The 14502-nt window shown below is 38.5% G+C and carries 11 protein-coding genes; 8 read left to right on the top strand and 3 right to left on the bottom strand.

Going from position 1 to position 14502, the window contains the following annotated elements; genetic code table 11:
* Positions 1-20: 20 nt before the first annotated feature.
* Entirely contained in the window at positions 21-1268 is a 1248-nt protein-coding gene (gene metK / locus Q0162_RS07115) for a methionine adenosyltransferase (protein ID WP_009412826.1), read from the top strand.
* Positions 1269-1418: 150 nt separating this feature from the next.
* Positions 1419-3482 (top strand): M13 family metallopeptidase, encoded by a 2064-nt coding sequence (locus tag Q0162_RS07110; protein WP_297890673.1) that lies wholly within the window; start codon positions 1419-1421, stop codon positions 3480-3482.
* Here Q0162_RS07110 and Q0162_RS07105 read toward each other — a convergent pair.
* Genes Q0162_RS07105 through prmA form a run of 3 tightly spaced genes read right to left on the bottom strand, consistent with a single transcriptional unit; the run spans position 3446 to position 6471 of the window.
* On the bottom strand, positions 3446-4945 hold the full coding sequence (locus Q0162_RS07105) for an NAD(P)/FAD-dependent oxidoreductase (RefSeq protein ID WP_297890672.1): 1500 nt from the start codon (positions 4943-4945) through the stop codon (positions 3446-3448). The genes Q0162_RS07110 and Q0162_RS07105 overlap by 37 nt on opposite strands.
* 3 nt (positions 4946-4948) lie before the next feature.
* Complete coding sequence (locus tag Q0162_RS07100; protein WP_297890671.1) at positions 4949-5635, bottom strand: SMUG2 DNA glycosylase family protein; 687 nt, start codon at positions 5633-5635, stop codon at positions 4949-4951.
* Positions 5635-6471, bottom strand: a complete 837-nt coding sequence (gene prmA, locus Q0162_RS07095) for a 50S ribosomal protein L11 methyltransferase (protein ID WP_297890670.1) — start codon at positions 6469-6471, stop codon at positions 5635-5637. The genes Q0162_RS07100 and prmA overlap by 1 nt, the downstream gene beginning before the upstream one ends.
* Positions 6472-6596: 125 nt before the next feature.
* Here prmA and Q0162_RS07090 point away from each other — a divergent pair, with 125 nt between their 5' ends.
* The 6 genes from Q0162_RS07090 to Q0162_RS07065 all read left to right on the top strand — a co-directional run bounded on the left by Q0162_RS07090 (position 6597) and on the right by Q0162_RS07065 (position 14480).
* A complete protein-coding gene (locus Q0162_RS07090) occupies positions 6597-7841 on the top strand; it encodes a hypothetical protein (protein WP_297890669.1) in 1245 nt (414 codons plus the stop codon).
* Between the two features lie 31 nt (positions 7842-7872).
* Entirely contained in the window at positions 7873-9279 is a 1407-nt protein-coding gene (lpdA, locus tag Q0162_RS07085; protein ID WP_297890668.1) for a dihydrolipoyl dehydrogenase, read from the top strand.
* A 295-nt stretch (positions 9280-9574) separates the two neighbouring features.
* Positions 9575-10276, top strand: a complete 702-nt coding sequence (locus Q0162_RS07080) for a DUF6089 family protein (RefSeq protein ID WP_297890667.1) — start codon at positions 9575-9577, stop codon at positions 10274-10276.
* A 7-nt stretch (positions 10277-10283) separates the two neighbouring features.
* A complete protein-coding gene (locus Q0162_RS07075) occupies positions 10284-11006 on the top strand; it encodes an isoprenyl transferase (RefSeq protein ID WP_297890666.1) in 723 nt (240 codons plus the stop codon).
* Positions 11007-11010: 4 nt separating this feature from the next.
* Complete coding sequence (locus Q0162_RS07070) at positions 11011-13542, top strand: POTRA domain-containing protein (protein ID WP_297890665.1); 2532 nt, start codon at positions 11011-11013, stop codon at positions 13540-13542.
* A gap of 20 nt (positions 13543-13562) precedes the next feature.
* Positions 13563-14480 (top strand): OmpH family outer membrane protein, encoded by a 918-nt coding sequence (locus Q0162_RS07065; RefSeq protein ID WP_297890664.1) that lies wholly within the window; start codon positions 13563-13565, stop codon positions 14478-14480.
* The last annotated feature ends 22 nt before the right edge of the window (positions 14481-14502 follow it).

Below are 14502 nucleotides of genomic sequence, written 5' to 3'. Positions count from 1 at the left end.
CTGCTAAATCATAATTATCAATGGGATATTTATTTACCTCTGAGTCCGTTTCAGAAGGACATCCAGACAAAATCGCTGACCAAATTAGCGATGCACTTATTGACAACTTCCTCGCTTTCGACCCCCACTCTAAAGTGGCTTGCGAGACATTAGTAACTACCGGTCAGGTTATATTGGCTGGCGAAGTAAAATCAAACACTTACATCGATGTACAACAAATCGCGCGCAACGTGATTGAGAAAATTGGCTATACCAAAAGCGACTATATGTTTGAAGCCAAATCGTGTGGGGTACTTTCGGCTATTCACGAACAATCACCTGATATCAATCAAGGAGTAGACCGCGGAAAACCTGAAGAACAAGGTGCTGGCGACCAAGGAATGATGTTTGGCTATGCGGTGAACGAAACCGAAAATTATATGCCACTCGCTTTAGACCTTTCACACGCTTTGTTGAGAGAATTGGCAGCATTACGCCGTGAAAACAAGGAGATTACCTATTTGCGTCCCGATGCTAAAAGTCAGGTAACTCTTGAGTATAGCGATGACAACAAGCCGGTGCGTGTGAACACGATTGTGATTTCAACCCAACACGACGACTTTGATACTGAAAAGAAAATGCTTCAAAAAATTAAAGAGGATATCGTGAAAATTCTCATTCCGCGTGTGATTAAAAAGTATCCTCAGTACGCACCTTTCTTTGACGATAAAATTATTTATCACATCAACCCTACAGGTATTTTTGTGATTGGAGGTCCTCACGGCGATACAGGGCTTACTGGTCGCAAAATTATTGTAGATACTTACGGTGGTAAAGGAGCACACGGTGGGGGAGCATTCTCTGGTAAAGACCCGAGCAAGGTAGACCGCAGTGCGGCGTATGCTATGCGTCACATCGCTAAAAACTTAGTAGCAGCAGGTGTTGCCGATGAAATATTGGTACAAGTGAGTTATGCCATAGGGGTAGCTGAGCCTACAGGTGTGTATGTAAATACTTATGGTACTGCCAAAGTGAACCTCACTGATGGTGAAATAGCTAAAAAAATACAAGAAATCTTCCCATTGCGTCCGTATGATATAGAACAACGCCTAAAATTGCGCAATCCTATCTACAGCGAGACAGCTTCTTACGGACATATGGGGCGTACTCCTGAGGTTGTAACCAAAGTATTCTCATCGCCTTATCACAAAACAAAAACGATAGAAGTAGAGCTCTTTACTTGGGAAAAATTAGATTTCGTTGAAAAAGTAAAAGCAGCATTTTTTTAATTACGAGTTACAAATTATAAATTACGAGTGATAAACTTTGCCAAAATTGAAACTTTGGCAAAGTTTTTTATATCGATTTTTTCTGTTCTTTATTGTTAATTGTCAATTATTTTCTACCTTTGCCTTCATTAAACAAAAACATTATACAAGATGATGAGAAAAACAGTAAAAACCGCACTGTTGTTTTCGTCGGCAGCACTCATCGTTGCTTGTGGCGGAAATAACAAAAAATCAGAAAATGCAATGACAGACAAAAATGCTGACAAGGGGCTTTCCCTTGCTGAAATGGACACTACGGTGCGTCCGCAAGATGATTTCTACAATTATGTAAACGGTACTTGGGCTAAAACTGCCAAAATACCAGCCGATAAACCTACGTGGGGCTCTTTCCATATCCTCCGTGAGAAAACCGATGAGAATTGCTTGCTTATCTTAGATAACCTCCTTAAAGAAAACTTTGCTCAAGGTACCGAAGGTCAAAAGATAAAAGATCTCTACGAATCGTTTATTGATTGGAAAAAACGCGATGCCGAAGGGCTTAAACCTATTGAGGGACTTCTTACTAAAATTGATAATATCAAAACTCTTGTTGACCTTCAAAAATATCTAGAAGAGGTAACTCCTGAGGGTGAAAATCCTATTTGTGCTTGGGGGGTATATGCCGATATGAAAGATTCTAATATGAATACCGTTTATCTCGGTAATTTTAGCATCGGTATGGGGCGCGATTACTACCAAAAAGACAATAAGGAAAATACTGAGGCTTTACAAAAGTATCAAGATTATGTAATGGCTATCTTCAAAGTGCTAAAAGACGACAAAGCTGCCGAAAAAGCTAAACAAATGGTAGATTTTGAGCGCTCTATAGCCAAACTAATGCTCACCAATGAGGAAGACCGTAATCCTAACCTTAGCTACAACCCTCAAACAATGGCTGAACTTAGCAAGTTAGTGAAGAATATAAACTTGCCTCAACTTCTTAAAAACGTAGGCGTAAATACTGATAAAGTGGTTATTTCTGAAATTCGTTTGTATAAACAATATGATAAGTTTATCAACGAAAAGAACTTGCCTCTTATCAAAGATTACCTTAAATACCAATTAGTAGCCGATAATGCTAGCAACCTTACCAAAGAACTTGATGAGCTTTCTTTTAACTTCTATAGCAAAGAGTTACAAGGGCAACAAGAACAACGCCCAATGAACAAACGCGCGCTAAGTGTGATCAATGGTATTTTGGGTGAAGCCTTTGGTAAATTGTATGTAGAAAAGTATTTTCCACCTAAAGCTAAAGAAGAAATGGTTACTTTGGTAGACTATCTCAAAAAGAGCTTTGCACAGCATATCAAAGATGTAACTTGGATGTCAGATGCTACTAAGGAAAAGGCTTTGGCTAAACTGAATAAATTTACAGTGAAAGTAGGTTACCCTGATAAATGGGAAGACTACTCTAAATTGACCATTGAACCAGCTGCTAAAAGTGTATATTACACTAATTTGCAACGTGTGAATGAATGGGCTTACCAAAAGAGTTTAGAAAAAGTAGGCAAACCTGTAGATAAAACCAAATGGGGTATGTCACCTCAAACAGTCAATGCGTATTACAATCCATTGTATAATGAAATCGTGTTCCCTGCGGCTATCCTGCAACCTCCTTTCTTCAATTTCGAAGCCGACCCTGCGGTGAACTTCGGTGGTATTGGTGCTGTAATAGGTCACGAAATGACACACGGATTTGACGATAGTGGTGCTGAATTTGACGGTGATGGTAACTTGCAAAACTGGTGGACTGCTGAAGATAAAAAGAACTTTGAGAATGCTACCCAAGCCCTTGCTAAACAATACGACCAATACGAACCTGTAAAAGGAGTATTTGTAAATGGTACATTCACTAGTGGTGAAAACATAGCCGACCTTGGTGGGGTGAACATCGCTTTTGATGCTTTGCAAATGTACTTAAAAGACAAAGGTAATGTAGATAAAATAAGCAATTTTACTCAAGATCAACGTTTCTTTATCTCTTGGGCTACTGTATGGCGTACGCTTTCTACTGATAAATACCTTACAAACCAAGTAAAAACCGACCCTCACAGTCCTGGATATTTCCGTTCATTTGGTCCACTTGTGAATGTAGATGCTTGGTATAAAGCCTTTGATGTAAAAGAAGGTGATAAACTCTATAAAAAAACTGAAGACCGCATCAAAATTTGGTAGGTGAGCACCGCACTGATAGTAACTCCTACTAATCCGTGCATTGCAACACTCTGCCCTGTAACATACAAATTCTTGATGTGAGTTTGTGGCATAAAAACGCTTTCCATTATATGGTTAGCGTTTTTTTTGTAGCCGTACAATGCTCCCGTAGGGTTTCCTATATAATCGCGGTAAGTGAGTGGCGTAGAGGTGTAGTAATGTGCAATAGCACTTTTGAGTGTAGGAAATTGTTGAGCAACTGCATCTAATAAATCCATAGCACGTTGTTGCTTGAAAACTTCATATTGGTTGCCTCTTGGGTTACCCTCGGTATTGGTAGTAAAACTATCTTGCCAGCGATGCAATTCATTGGCATTCATATAGGTGAGGATAGTAATATTATCAGTATATTCCCTGCCGTCCTTGGGTGGATTCATAGAGAGCATATACGAAGTTGGGAAGTCGTTAGTAGCGTAATTAGTAGCGTGATAAACGCTATTGTTATCCTTAAACCAATACACATTATAGGGCAAGTAGCGAAAAGCATTTGGTTTGAGTACCAAATGCAATGAAAAGGCAGCAACCGTAGGTTGTAAGCCCTGCACGCGTTTGTAAAAAGAAGGCTTAAAAGGCGTTTTGCCTGTGATGTTGAGCAGTTGCTTTACATCTATAGCCGAGATGATTTGTTTTGCAGTAAACTGCTCTCCTTGTTTGGTGAGTACTGTGTTGATAGTATGCCCTTCACTATATTCAAAGCCTATAACCTCCGTTTGGTTGAAAAGGTCAGCACCATATTGACGTAGTTTCTCAATGAGTAAGTGGGTGATTTGGCTTCCTCCTTGTGTGAGTCGCCAAGCGCTTTCTATATATGAGTTGACCGATAGTGCGTGCACATACAGAGGTATCTGCTCATCAATGCCTCCATAGAGAAAGTTAGAGCCTAAGAGCACCGCTTTGAGTCGGTCATTGGTAGTAATACCATTGAGGAAGTCTAAGAGTTTTAAAGAAAGTGTATGCACATCGTAATCGGCTACGGCTTGTTTATGACGGTAGAGAGGAAACTTATCGCAAATAGATTGCATTGTGTGGGCGTACGCTTCTAAGGCTTTCTTTTCATTGGGGAAGTAGGCGAGGAGTTGTTGCACGAAGTTCTCATACCCCTGAGCGTGAGGATACATCATGTTAGGTGTATCTCCAAAACAAATACGATCGTAGCCATTTATATCAAGGCGTTCTACCGAAAGATGATTGGCAATACCTACATCTTTAAAATACTCGTATAACACCTGACCTTCAGCAAAACTTCCTATGTAATGCACTCCTGTATCAAATAGCGTATTATTGCGCACAAAAGTTTGTAGGTTACCTCCATACTGCTCATTTTTCTCCAATACACACACGCTTTTTCCTGCTTTTGCCAAGAGCAAAGCCGAAAAGAGCCCCGAAAGCCCACTACCTATTACCAAAACATCGTATTGTTTCATTGTCTATATTTCAAAACTCGTTAAAAACTTATCGATATACAGCTCTTTCTCTTTTGATTTATACTGCTGAATAAAGCGAGGGTGTTCCAATACTACCATTTCTCCAAATAAAGCAGTCTCTTTATTCAACTTTTCTAAGAAAGTAGCGTTCTTTTTGCCTAAAATGAATACCTTCTGAGTGTCTACACCTAAGGCGATATGTTTTTTTAAAGTTTCTATCATATACTCCTTTACTGATTTAAAAAGCGCCTCATCATCGTAATAATTAGCATTGAGCCACTTGCCATCTTTAGCTTTTCGCACAATAGCCAAAGGGAAAGGTGAATTGATATAAAAATCATTGTAGAACTTAGTAACGCCACCGTATGCTTTTATCATATCATACATAAAAACCGATGATACTTCGTGGGTATGTGCCGATTTCATCACAATACCACACTCGCTTTCCAATCGCTTGGTATCAGTAAAAGGAACCCCTGTAACCCCTGCTCCGTGCCTACTGGGATTGATACCTATAATGAATTTCCGCTGGCGGTTATCGTTGTAGAATTTGTGATAAAAAGCACGCATTACCTCCATAGTTTCAGGGTTATCCATATAAGGATTGAGCACATCAAAACCCTTAGGCAGGGCATCGTTGTATGCCAAATGTGTGTTGAAGTTGATAACTCTATCGGCAAAAGTACTCATTAGGCTTGTTTTTTGAATTTCACTGCTACCCAGTTGTTGTGCTCTAAGTGCTCGATGTATTGCAAACTGTATACTTCCGCTTTTTCACGGATAAGCGGGATATCTTCCTTGTAAAAACCACTGAGCAAGAGGGTACCTCCTGCTTTGAGAGCTGGTACATAGAGCGGTATATCATTTAATAGAATATTGCGGTTGATATTCGCAATAATAAGGTCGAAGTCTTTTTCATTAGCTAGTGAAGAAGCATCTCCTAGCTGTACTTTTATGTGTTTACAACTATTGCGCTCTACGTTTTCTATGGAGTTCTCTACACACCATTCATCTACATCAATGGCGAGTACCTCAGTAGCACCGCGTTTGGCTGCCATAATAGCAAGTACGCTCGTGCCACAACCCATATCAAGCACTTTTTCGCCTTTGAGTTCTTCCTTTAAAAGAAATTGCAACATCATATAAGTAGTTTCGTGATGACCAGTGCCGAAACTCATTTTGGGGTCAATCACAATCTCATAAGGGGTATGGGCTTCAGGGTGAAAAGTGGCTCGCACAGTACATTGCTTGTCTACAGTGATAGGCTCGAAGTGTTTTTCCCATTCCTCATTCCAATTCACTTGTTCAATAGTTTGATGTGTGTAGGTGATTTGAAACTCTTCACTGCGAAGTATCTGTATGTCAGAGAGTATGTCAGCATTCCAAAGAGGTTCTTGTATATAAGCCTGCAAACCGGTTTCAGTATCTACAAAGCTCTCAAAGCCTACTTCAGCCAGTTCAGCTACTAATATTTCAGAAGCAACCCCCATAGGGGCAATGGTAAAAGTGTATTCTATATAATTCATTTAATGAAGGATAAAATCTATTTAGAGCGCAAAAATAAGAAATAATTGCAAATAGAACGTGATAAATAAGAAAAAAGTTATATCTTTGCGGGGTCTATAGTAATTTTTATTGAATACAACCAAAAATGAAAAAAATACTGTTTTTAGTAGCTTTATGGACAGCAATTCCTGCTTCTGCTCAATTGTTACGCCATAATTTTGACGATGAAGGCAATACTTTCATTCAAGGTATTGCACGTGCTCAGTTTTGGGCACGCTATACAGAGACTAATCCTAGTACGACAGTGAATGGAGAAGCTGTGAACAATGTCTTCGATCTTTCAGTACGTCGTTATCGTTTAGGTACTTATGCTCAAGTAGAAAAGAAGTGGTTGTTCTATATTTTGATGGGGAACAACAACTTAAATCAAAATTCTCTTAGAAGTAGTGATTTCCGTCTGCTTGATGCGTTAGGTCAGTATACTTTTAGCGAAAAATTGAGTATTGGAGTAGCTAAAACTACTTTCCGTGGAGCTGGACGTTATTCTAATGGATTTTCTAATGCTTCTATGCTCACCCTCGACCCTTCTGTTTATTACCTCAACACCCTCAATCACCTCGATGATATGGGGCGTAGAATAGGCCTTTATGCTAAAGGACAGTTAGGGAAAATCGACTATTTTATCGCTTTACAAAATTCAACAACACCTCCATCTTCTCTCAATTACAGCAAAGGGCATCCTCAACCCTTTACTTCGGCTTACCTAAAATATGAATTTTGGGACAACGAAAGTGGTCTTCTCCCCACCAGCGGAGGTACTGGTACTTACATAGGAAACAAACATATTATGAACCTAGGATTAGGATATGAATATCAAGCTAAAGTGAGAACTTTTACCAATACTACAACTACTTCTTATCGTGATTACTTCAATTTAGCTGTTGATTTCTTTATAGACACCCCTATTTCCGAACGCAATGATGCTATTACAGCATATGTGGGCTTCAATAATATCTATTTAGGAAATGATTATATAAGATTTGTAGGAGCCAACAGTATTTTTGGAGGGGGAACTTCTCTTAATGGAAAAGGTAATGATACTCCTGCGGTAGGTACAGGTAGCAGTTTGTTTTTGCAATTTGGATATCTGCTCCCCAAATGGGAAAACTCTGATATCCGTGTGCAACCTAATGCAAGTTGGCGCTTTGCAAACTATAAAGCCCTAAATAGCAATGTGAATATTTATTCTGTAGGGGTAAATACCTATTTCAAAGGACAAAAAAGCAAACTCTCTTTAGCTTATGAGAACCGCCCTATTTTCAGTACTACTGATAAAAAAGTGAGTACTCGATTGGGTACTTTTGTGTTGCAATATCAAATAGAATTATAAAAAACAGATTGACAATTAAATAGTAACTATTATGAAAATGTACGACATTGTAATTATTGGTTCAGGTCCAGGAGGCTATGTGGCTGCTATTCGCGCTGGACAATTGGGCTTCAAAACTGCCCTTATAGAAAAGTACAATACTTTGGGAGGTACTTGCCTCAATGTAGGTTGTATTCCATCTAAAGCCCTACTCGATTCCTCTCATCATTACGAGGAAGTAACACAACATCTTGAGGCTCACGGTATCGAAATTGCTGGAGAGGTAAAATTTAGCTTAGAGAAAATGATAGCTCGCAAGGCAACTGTAGTAGAACAGACCTGCGCAGGAGTGAAATTTTTGATGGAAAAAAATAAAGTTGATGTTTTTACAGGAGTTGGTAGTTTTGAATCACCTACTGAACTAAAAATAACAGCTTCAGATGGAACTTCCGAAACTATAACAACAAAATATGCTATTATCGCTACAGGCTCTAAACCCGCAACTTTGCCTTTTATCAAACTTGATAAAGAACGTGTGATTACCTCTACCGAAGCTCTCAAACTTAAAGAAGTACCTAAACACCTTATCGTAATAGGGGGTGGGGTGATAGGTTTGGAATTAGGACAAGTGTACAGCCGCCTTGGGGCTAAAGTATCAGTAGTCGAATACACCGATAGTATTATCCCTACAATGGATAGAGGTTTAGGGCGTGAACTCACTAAAGTGCTTAAAAAACAAGGTTTTAACATCTATACAAGCCATAAAGTAACCGAAGTTACTCGCGACGGTAATATAGTAACTGTAAAAGCAATCTCTCCTAAAGGGGAAACTATTAGTTTAGAAGGTGATTACTGCTTGGTAGCCGTCGGTCGTCTTCCTTATACTCGTGGGCTTAATCTTGAAGCTGCTGGCGTACAAAAAGACGAACGGGGTAGGGTAGTAGTAAACGATCACTTGCAAACTAATGTGCCTAATATCTATGCTATAGGCGATGTGGTACGAGGGGCTATGCTCGCTCATAAAGCTGAAGAAGAGGGGGTATTGGTAGTGGAACAACTCGCCGGACAAAAACCTCATATCGACTATAATCTCATACCAGGGGTGGTTTATACGTGGCCTGAAGTTGCCTCAGTAGGAAAATCTGAAGAACAGCTCAAAGCCGATGGAGTTACTTATAAAGTAGGTCAGTTTGCTTTTCGTGCTTTGGGGCGTGCTCGTGCCAGTATGGATACCGATGGTTTTGTCAAAATTTTAGCTGATACTCAAACTGACCAAGTGTTAGGAGTGCATATCATTGGAGCTCGTGCAGCCGATATGATAGCTGAAGCTGTTACAGCTATGGAGTTTCATGCTAGCGCTGAGGATATTGCTCGCATTTGTCATGCACATCCTACTTTTACCGAAGCTGTAAAAGAAGCCGCCTTAGCAGCTACTGAAAATCGTGCTATTCACGCATAAAATAAATTATTAATAACTAATAAAACTTTGCCAAAGCTATTGCTTATAACGCTATGACCTTTGGCAAAGTTATTTTTATATGTCAATCTTGCTGTTTTGGCACAATCTTGGTAGAGTTTTTTTATAACGTGTTTTTTTTATAAAAAGAGTAGTTTATAGCGTATGTTTTTTTTAATCAATCATATAGGTGTTTTTTCTGAAAAAATAAAAGTGTTAAATAAAATAAAAAATGGCAAATAATGAGTGTTATGTCATATAAAACACTTATATTTGCGCCTTGCATAGAATAGTATATATGTACAAAAAAATACACATCGTACTCATAGTATTATTGATGGCGCAATTCGCCTCAGCTCAGCAATATGAATTAGGGGGCTTCCTAGGAGGAAGTAACCCCATTGCTGATATTGGTCGTACTCACTATGTGTACCCTAATGAATTTGCTTTTGGAGGACTGTTTAAATGGAACTTCCATGAACGTATGTCTGCTCGCGTGCAGATAACTAAAACTGCTCTTAGTGGTAACGATGCCCAATCGGATATACCAGGAAAACGCAATCGTCAATTCTCTTTTCATACCGATGTTACCGATATGACTGTAGGAGTTGAATGGCATTTTTTTAATTACAAAATCAAAAATTTGCTCGATCGCCCTATTACTCCTTATATTTTTGGAGGTATTACAGGATTTTGGCATGATGATTTGTATTTTGACCCTGCTTACCCTACACCTGCAGAAGCTATTGATACTTCTCGACGAGATTTCGACTTTGCAATCCCAGTAGCTTTTGGTGTGAAAACTAAGATTACAAATCGATTAGTATTAGCAGCTGAAGTGATGTTTCACTTTACCTTTACAAATAATTTAGATGGTACGGCTCCTAAAAACCGCCCCTTCGTGTTTGGAAATATAGGTAGAAGTTATGATTGGTACACCCTTTCAGGACTGTCCCTTACCTATACTTTTGGAGAATGGCCTTGTTACTGTAGAAAATAATAATTCAATGGAAATAACCAAATACCCGAAACACTTGGCTATTATAATGGATGGCAATGGGCGCTGGGCAAAAAAACAAGGTTTGCTCAGAGCTTTTGGTCATGAAAAAGGTGTACAAACCGTAAGGCAGGTAGTCGAATATTGTGTAGAACATCAAATTCCGTATCTCACCTTGTATGCCTTTTCTACTGAAAACTGGAACCGTCCTGCTTTAGAAGTAAAAGCCTTGATGGAATTATTAGTGAAGTTCTTAAAAAAAGAGGGGGATAGTTTGCTGAAAAACAATGTAAAATTGAATATTATAGGCAATTTAGGCCGCTTTCCACCCAAAGCTCGTGAAACACTGCTAGCTACTATTGATAAACTAAAACACAACACTGGAGTTACCCTCACTTTAGCCCTTAGTTATGGGTCGAGAGAGGAATTGCTCACCGCTGTAAAACAGATTGCTACTAAGGTAAAAGACGGCGAATTAACTGCCGATGCTATCACCGAGCAAACACTACAACAACATTTGTACACTAATAATTTGCCCGATGTAGATTTGCTCATCCGCACTAGTGGAGAATATCGTATTAGTAACTTTTTGTTATGGCAAATAGCCTATGCCGAACTCTATTTTGCTGAGGTACTATGGCCAGATTTTACAAAAAAACATTTAGAGGATGCACTCCTCAATTATCAAAATAGAGAAAGACGATTTGGAAAAACAAGCGAACAACTTACGTAAAACTATGCTGAAAAAAATTATATTACTCGCCTTTTTGGCTTTGGTAAGCCTTGTGAATGCACAAGAAGAAAGAATATCATTAGGACAAGGAAAAAAATACACCATAGGTGGCATTGAAGTTACTGGTGCCAAGCGTTATAACGAACAAACAATCCTCACTACTTCTGGTTTGAAGGTTGGAGATGTAATTGAAATCCCTAGTGAGAAGTTCAGTGCAATTATCCATAAATTATGGAGTTATAAGTTGTTTAGCGATATCAATATCTATATCAAAAGGGTAGAGGGCGATACAGTATTTTTAGAATTAGCTATTAAAGAAACTCCTTCTCTTGTAAATGTAAAAGTATCAGGTATTGGACAGAAAAAAGGTGAAACTCTCCTCAAAGATGCAGATATTAAAAAAGGTGCTAAAGTAAATGAAAGTTTGATTGCTAATACTAGAAACTATATCACCAATAAATATCGAAAAGATGGTTACCTAAATACTAAAGTAACTATTGATACTAAGGTAGATACTACTGATGCGAACGGAGTGGATATGCTTATCCATATTGATAAAGGTAGTAAAGTAAAAGTAGATAAAATCGTTTTTGAGGGCAATCAGCAGTTCACTTCAGCTAAGTTGCGTAAAAAACTCAAAAAAACCAAACAAATACAGTTTGGCCGCTTTTGGAAACGTTCTAAGTATGTGAAAAAGAACTATGAGGAAGATCTTACAAATCTGATTGATTTCTATAAAGAAAAAGGTTACCGCGACGCTCGTGTAGTAAGCGATTCTCTCATCAAAGAAAAAGATGGTAATGTAAGTTTAAATATTGCAGTAGAAGAGGGCAAACGTTATTATTTCGGTGATATCCGCTTTTTGGGGAACTCAGTCTACAACGACCGCGTACTCAATCAAATTTTAGGTATCAAAAAAGGAGATGTGTATAACGGAGTGTTACTCAAAAAACGTGTGCAGGATAATACCAAACCCGATGCTGAAGATATTACCAACTTATACCAAAATAGTGGTTACCTTTTCTCTCAAGTACACCCTGTAGAAACTTCAGTGGTAAACGATACTATCAATTTTGAAATACGCATTGTAGAAGGGAAACCTGCTTATTTCAATAAAATAACAGTAAAAGGTAACGAAAAAACAAACGACTATGTGATTTATCGTGAATTGCGTACACGCCCTGGTTACCTATATAGCAAAGATGCCGTAGTGCGTACTGTGCGTGAATTAGGTCAATTACAACTATTTGATGCTCAAAATATCAATCCTGATTTCAAAAATGCCGATCCTAATGCAGGAACAGTAGATATAGAGTATAACCTTACCGAAACAGGTTCAAGTCAGGTACAATTACAAGGTGGTTATGGAGGAGGTTCTTTTATTGGAACGGTAGCTCTATCGTTCAACAACTTCTCCATCAAAAATATATTCAATAGAAAAGCTTATCGTCCTGTACCTATGGGTGACGGACAAAGTTTATCACTCAGCTTGCAAGTGAGTAGATACTATCGCACTTATGGATTCTCATTTGCCGAACCTTGGATGGGAGGTAAACAACCAGTGCAGTTCTCAGTATCATTTAGCCGTACTGAACAATTTGGTTATAGCTATAGAAGTTATGATGTAGATAAAAGCCGTCGTGTATATATCACTGAGTTTAGCTTAGGATTAGCAAAACGTCTTAGAGTTCCAGACGACTATTTCCAAATAGCTCACACACTCACCTATAAACACTACGATTTGAAAGATTACCCTAACTTAGGACTCTTTACTTTCAAAGATGGTTCCTCTAACTCTTTTGCTTATACTATTGCTCTATCACGTAATTCTAGCGGACCTAACCCTATCTATCCAATGACGGGTAGTAGCTTTACTATCAGCGCAAAGGTTACCCCTCCTTATTCTTTGTTTAATGGAGTGAATTACGCTAAGTTGTTAGAGGATCGTACACAAGCTATTGCGAATAACGATAGCGACAAAATAGCTTCTATAGACCAAGAACGCTTCCGCTGGTTAGAATTCTATAAATTCAAATTCACTTCGGCTTGGTATACTAATTTGTACAGCAAGTTTGTATTGAAATTTGGAGCCGACTTTGGTTATCTCGGAGCTTATAACAACAATCGTGGTATAGTACCTTTCGAACGTTTCTTTATGGGAGGCGATGGTTTAGGCTACTATAGTATGGATGGTCGTGAAAACATACAAATGCGCGGTTATGAGAACTACGGACTTTCTTCAGATAGTGGAGAAACTGTATTCAACAAATTCTCATTAGAGTTGCGTTACCCTATCACACTCAAACCTATGGCTTCTATCTATGCTTTGGCATTCGCCGAAGGAGGAAATGTACACGATGGATTGTCAAACTTCAATCCTTTCCAACTCAAGCGTTCAGCAGGTTTAGGGTTGAGACTCTTTATGCCACAATTTGGTATGTTAGGTATTGATTTTGGTTATGGATTTGATAATCCTGCCAATAGTACAAACCGCAGTGGTTGGCAAACTCATTTCATTTTTGGACAACAATTCTAATTTTTGGCACGATATTTTCTATGAAAAAGTTATCAGTTCTTTTTGCAGTGCTATTGGCAACAATAACACTTTCATTTGCACAAAAGCCTTCCCGTATAGGCTATGTGGATATGGACTATATTTTGGCTAATTTGGAAGACTACAAAGTAGCAAACCAGCAGTTTGCATTGCAAGTAGAACAATGGCAAGCAGAGATAGAAAAACGCCTGACTAAAATACAAGCTGAAAAAGATAAGTTAGAGGCTGAAAAAGCATTACTTACTCCTGAATTGATAAAAGATAAGGAAGAAGAAATCGCTTTGATGGAATATAACCTCAATGCCTACAAACAGCAAAAGTTTGATGCTAAAGATGGAGAGTACATCAATCAAAAGTTTTTGCTCGCCAAGCCTATTCAAGACCAAGTGTTCAACATAGTGCAAGAGATAGGTAAATTGCGCAAGTATGACTTTATTTTTGAAAAAAGTGATGCGACAATGTTGTTTTCTAACGAGCAACACAACCTTAGTAAGGTAGTACTTCGCGCCCTGAAGAAAAAAGATAATGCTGCCGATCGCAATAAAGATATGGCAGAGCTCTTAAAAGAAAGTTACGATTTTGAATTTGTAGAAGAACGTGTAAAAAAACGCAAAGAAGCCGAAAAAGCTCGTGAAGAACGCCGAGTGCAATATGAACAAGAACGTTTGCGCAAAACAGAAGAAATGAAACAACAGCGTGAAAACTTTAGAGCTCAACGTGCTAAAGAACAAACAGAACGCCAACAAAAAGCACAACAAGAGCGTGAAGCTTTAAAAGCACAACGTGAAAAAGAGCAAGCAGAACGCGTACAGAAAATGCAACAGGAACGCGAAACCTTAAAAACACAACGTGAAAAAGAACAAGCAGAACGTTTGCAAAAACAACAAGAAGTGAGAACACAAACTCGCACAACAAATTAAGTAAAAATTTTAAAATAACTAA

Origin of the sequence: uncultured Capnocytophaga sp., assembly GCF_937936315.1 — a bacterium.
In the GTDB taxonomy this organism is placed as follows: domain Bacteria; phylum Bacteroidota; class Bacteroidia; order Flavobacteriales; family Flavobacteriaceae; genus Capnocytophaga.
This window is presented reverse-complemented; position numbering and strand designations above follow the sequence as displayed.

Coding starts and splice junctions, on each gene's coding strand:
- metK (WP_009412826.1), top strand. CDS start 21: ATGGGATATTTATTTACCTCTGAGTCCGTTTCAGAAGGACATCCAGAC.
- Q0162_RS07110 (WP_297890673.1), top strand. CDS start 1,419: ATGATGAGAAAAACAGTAAAAACCGCACTGTTGTTTTCGTCGGCAGCA.
- Q0162_RS07105 (WP_297890672.1), bottom strand. CDS start 4,945: ATGAAACAATACGATGTTTTGGTAATAGGTAGTGGGCTTTCGGGGCTC.
- Q0162_RS07100 (WP_297890671.1), bottom strand. CDS start 5,635: ATGAGTACTTTTGCCGATAGAGTTATCAACTTCAACACACATTTGGCA.
- prmA (WP_297890670.1), bottom strand. CDS start 6,471: ATGAATTATATAGAATACACTTTTACCATTGCCCCTATGGGGGTTGCT.
- Q0162_RS07090 (WP_297890669.1), top strand. CDS start 6,597: ATGAAAAAAATACTGTTTTTAGTAGCTTTATGGACAGCAATTCCTGCT.
- lpdA (WP_297890668.1), top strand. CDS start 7,873: ATGAAAATGTACGACATTGTAATTATTGGTTCAGGTCCAGGAGGCTAT.
- Q0162_RS07080 (WP_297890667.1), top strand. CDS start 9,575: ATGTACAAAAAAATACACATCGTACTCATAGTATTATTGATGGCGCAA.
- Q0162_RS07075 (WP_297890666.1), top strand. CDS start 10,284: ATGGAAATAACCAAATACCCGAAACACTTGGCTATTATAATGGATGGC.
- Q0162_RS07070 (WP_297890665.1), top strand. CDS start 11,011: ATGCTGAAAAAAATTATATTACTCGCCTTTTTGGCTTTGGTAAGCCTT.
- Q0162_RS07065 (WP_297890664.1), top strand. CDS start 13,563: ATGAAAAAGTTATCAGTTCTTTTTGCAGTGCTATTGGCAACAATAACA.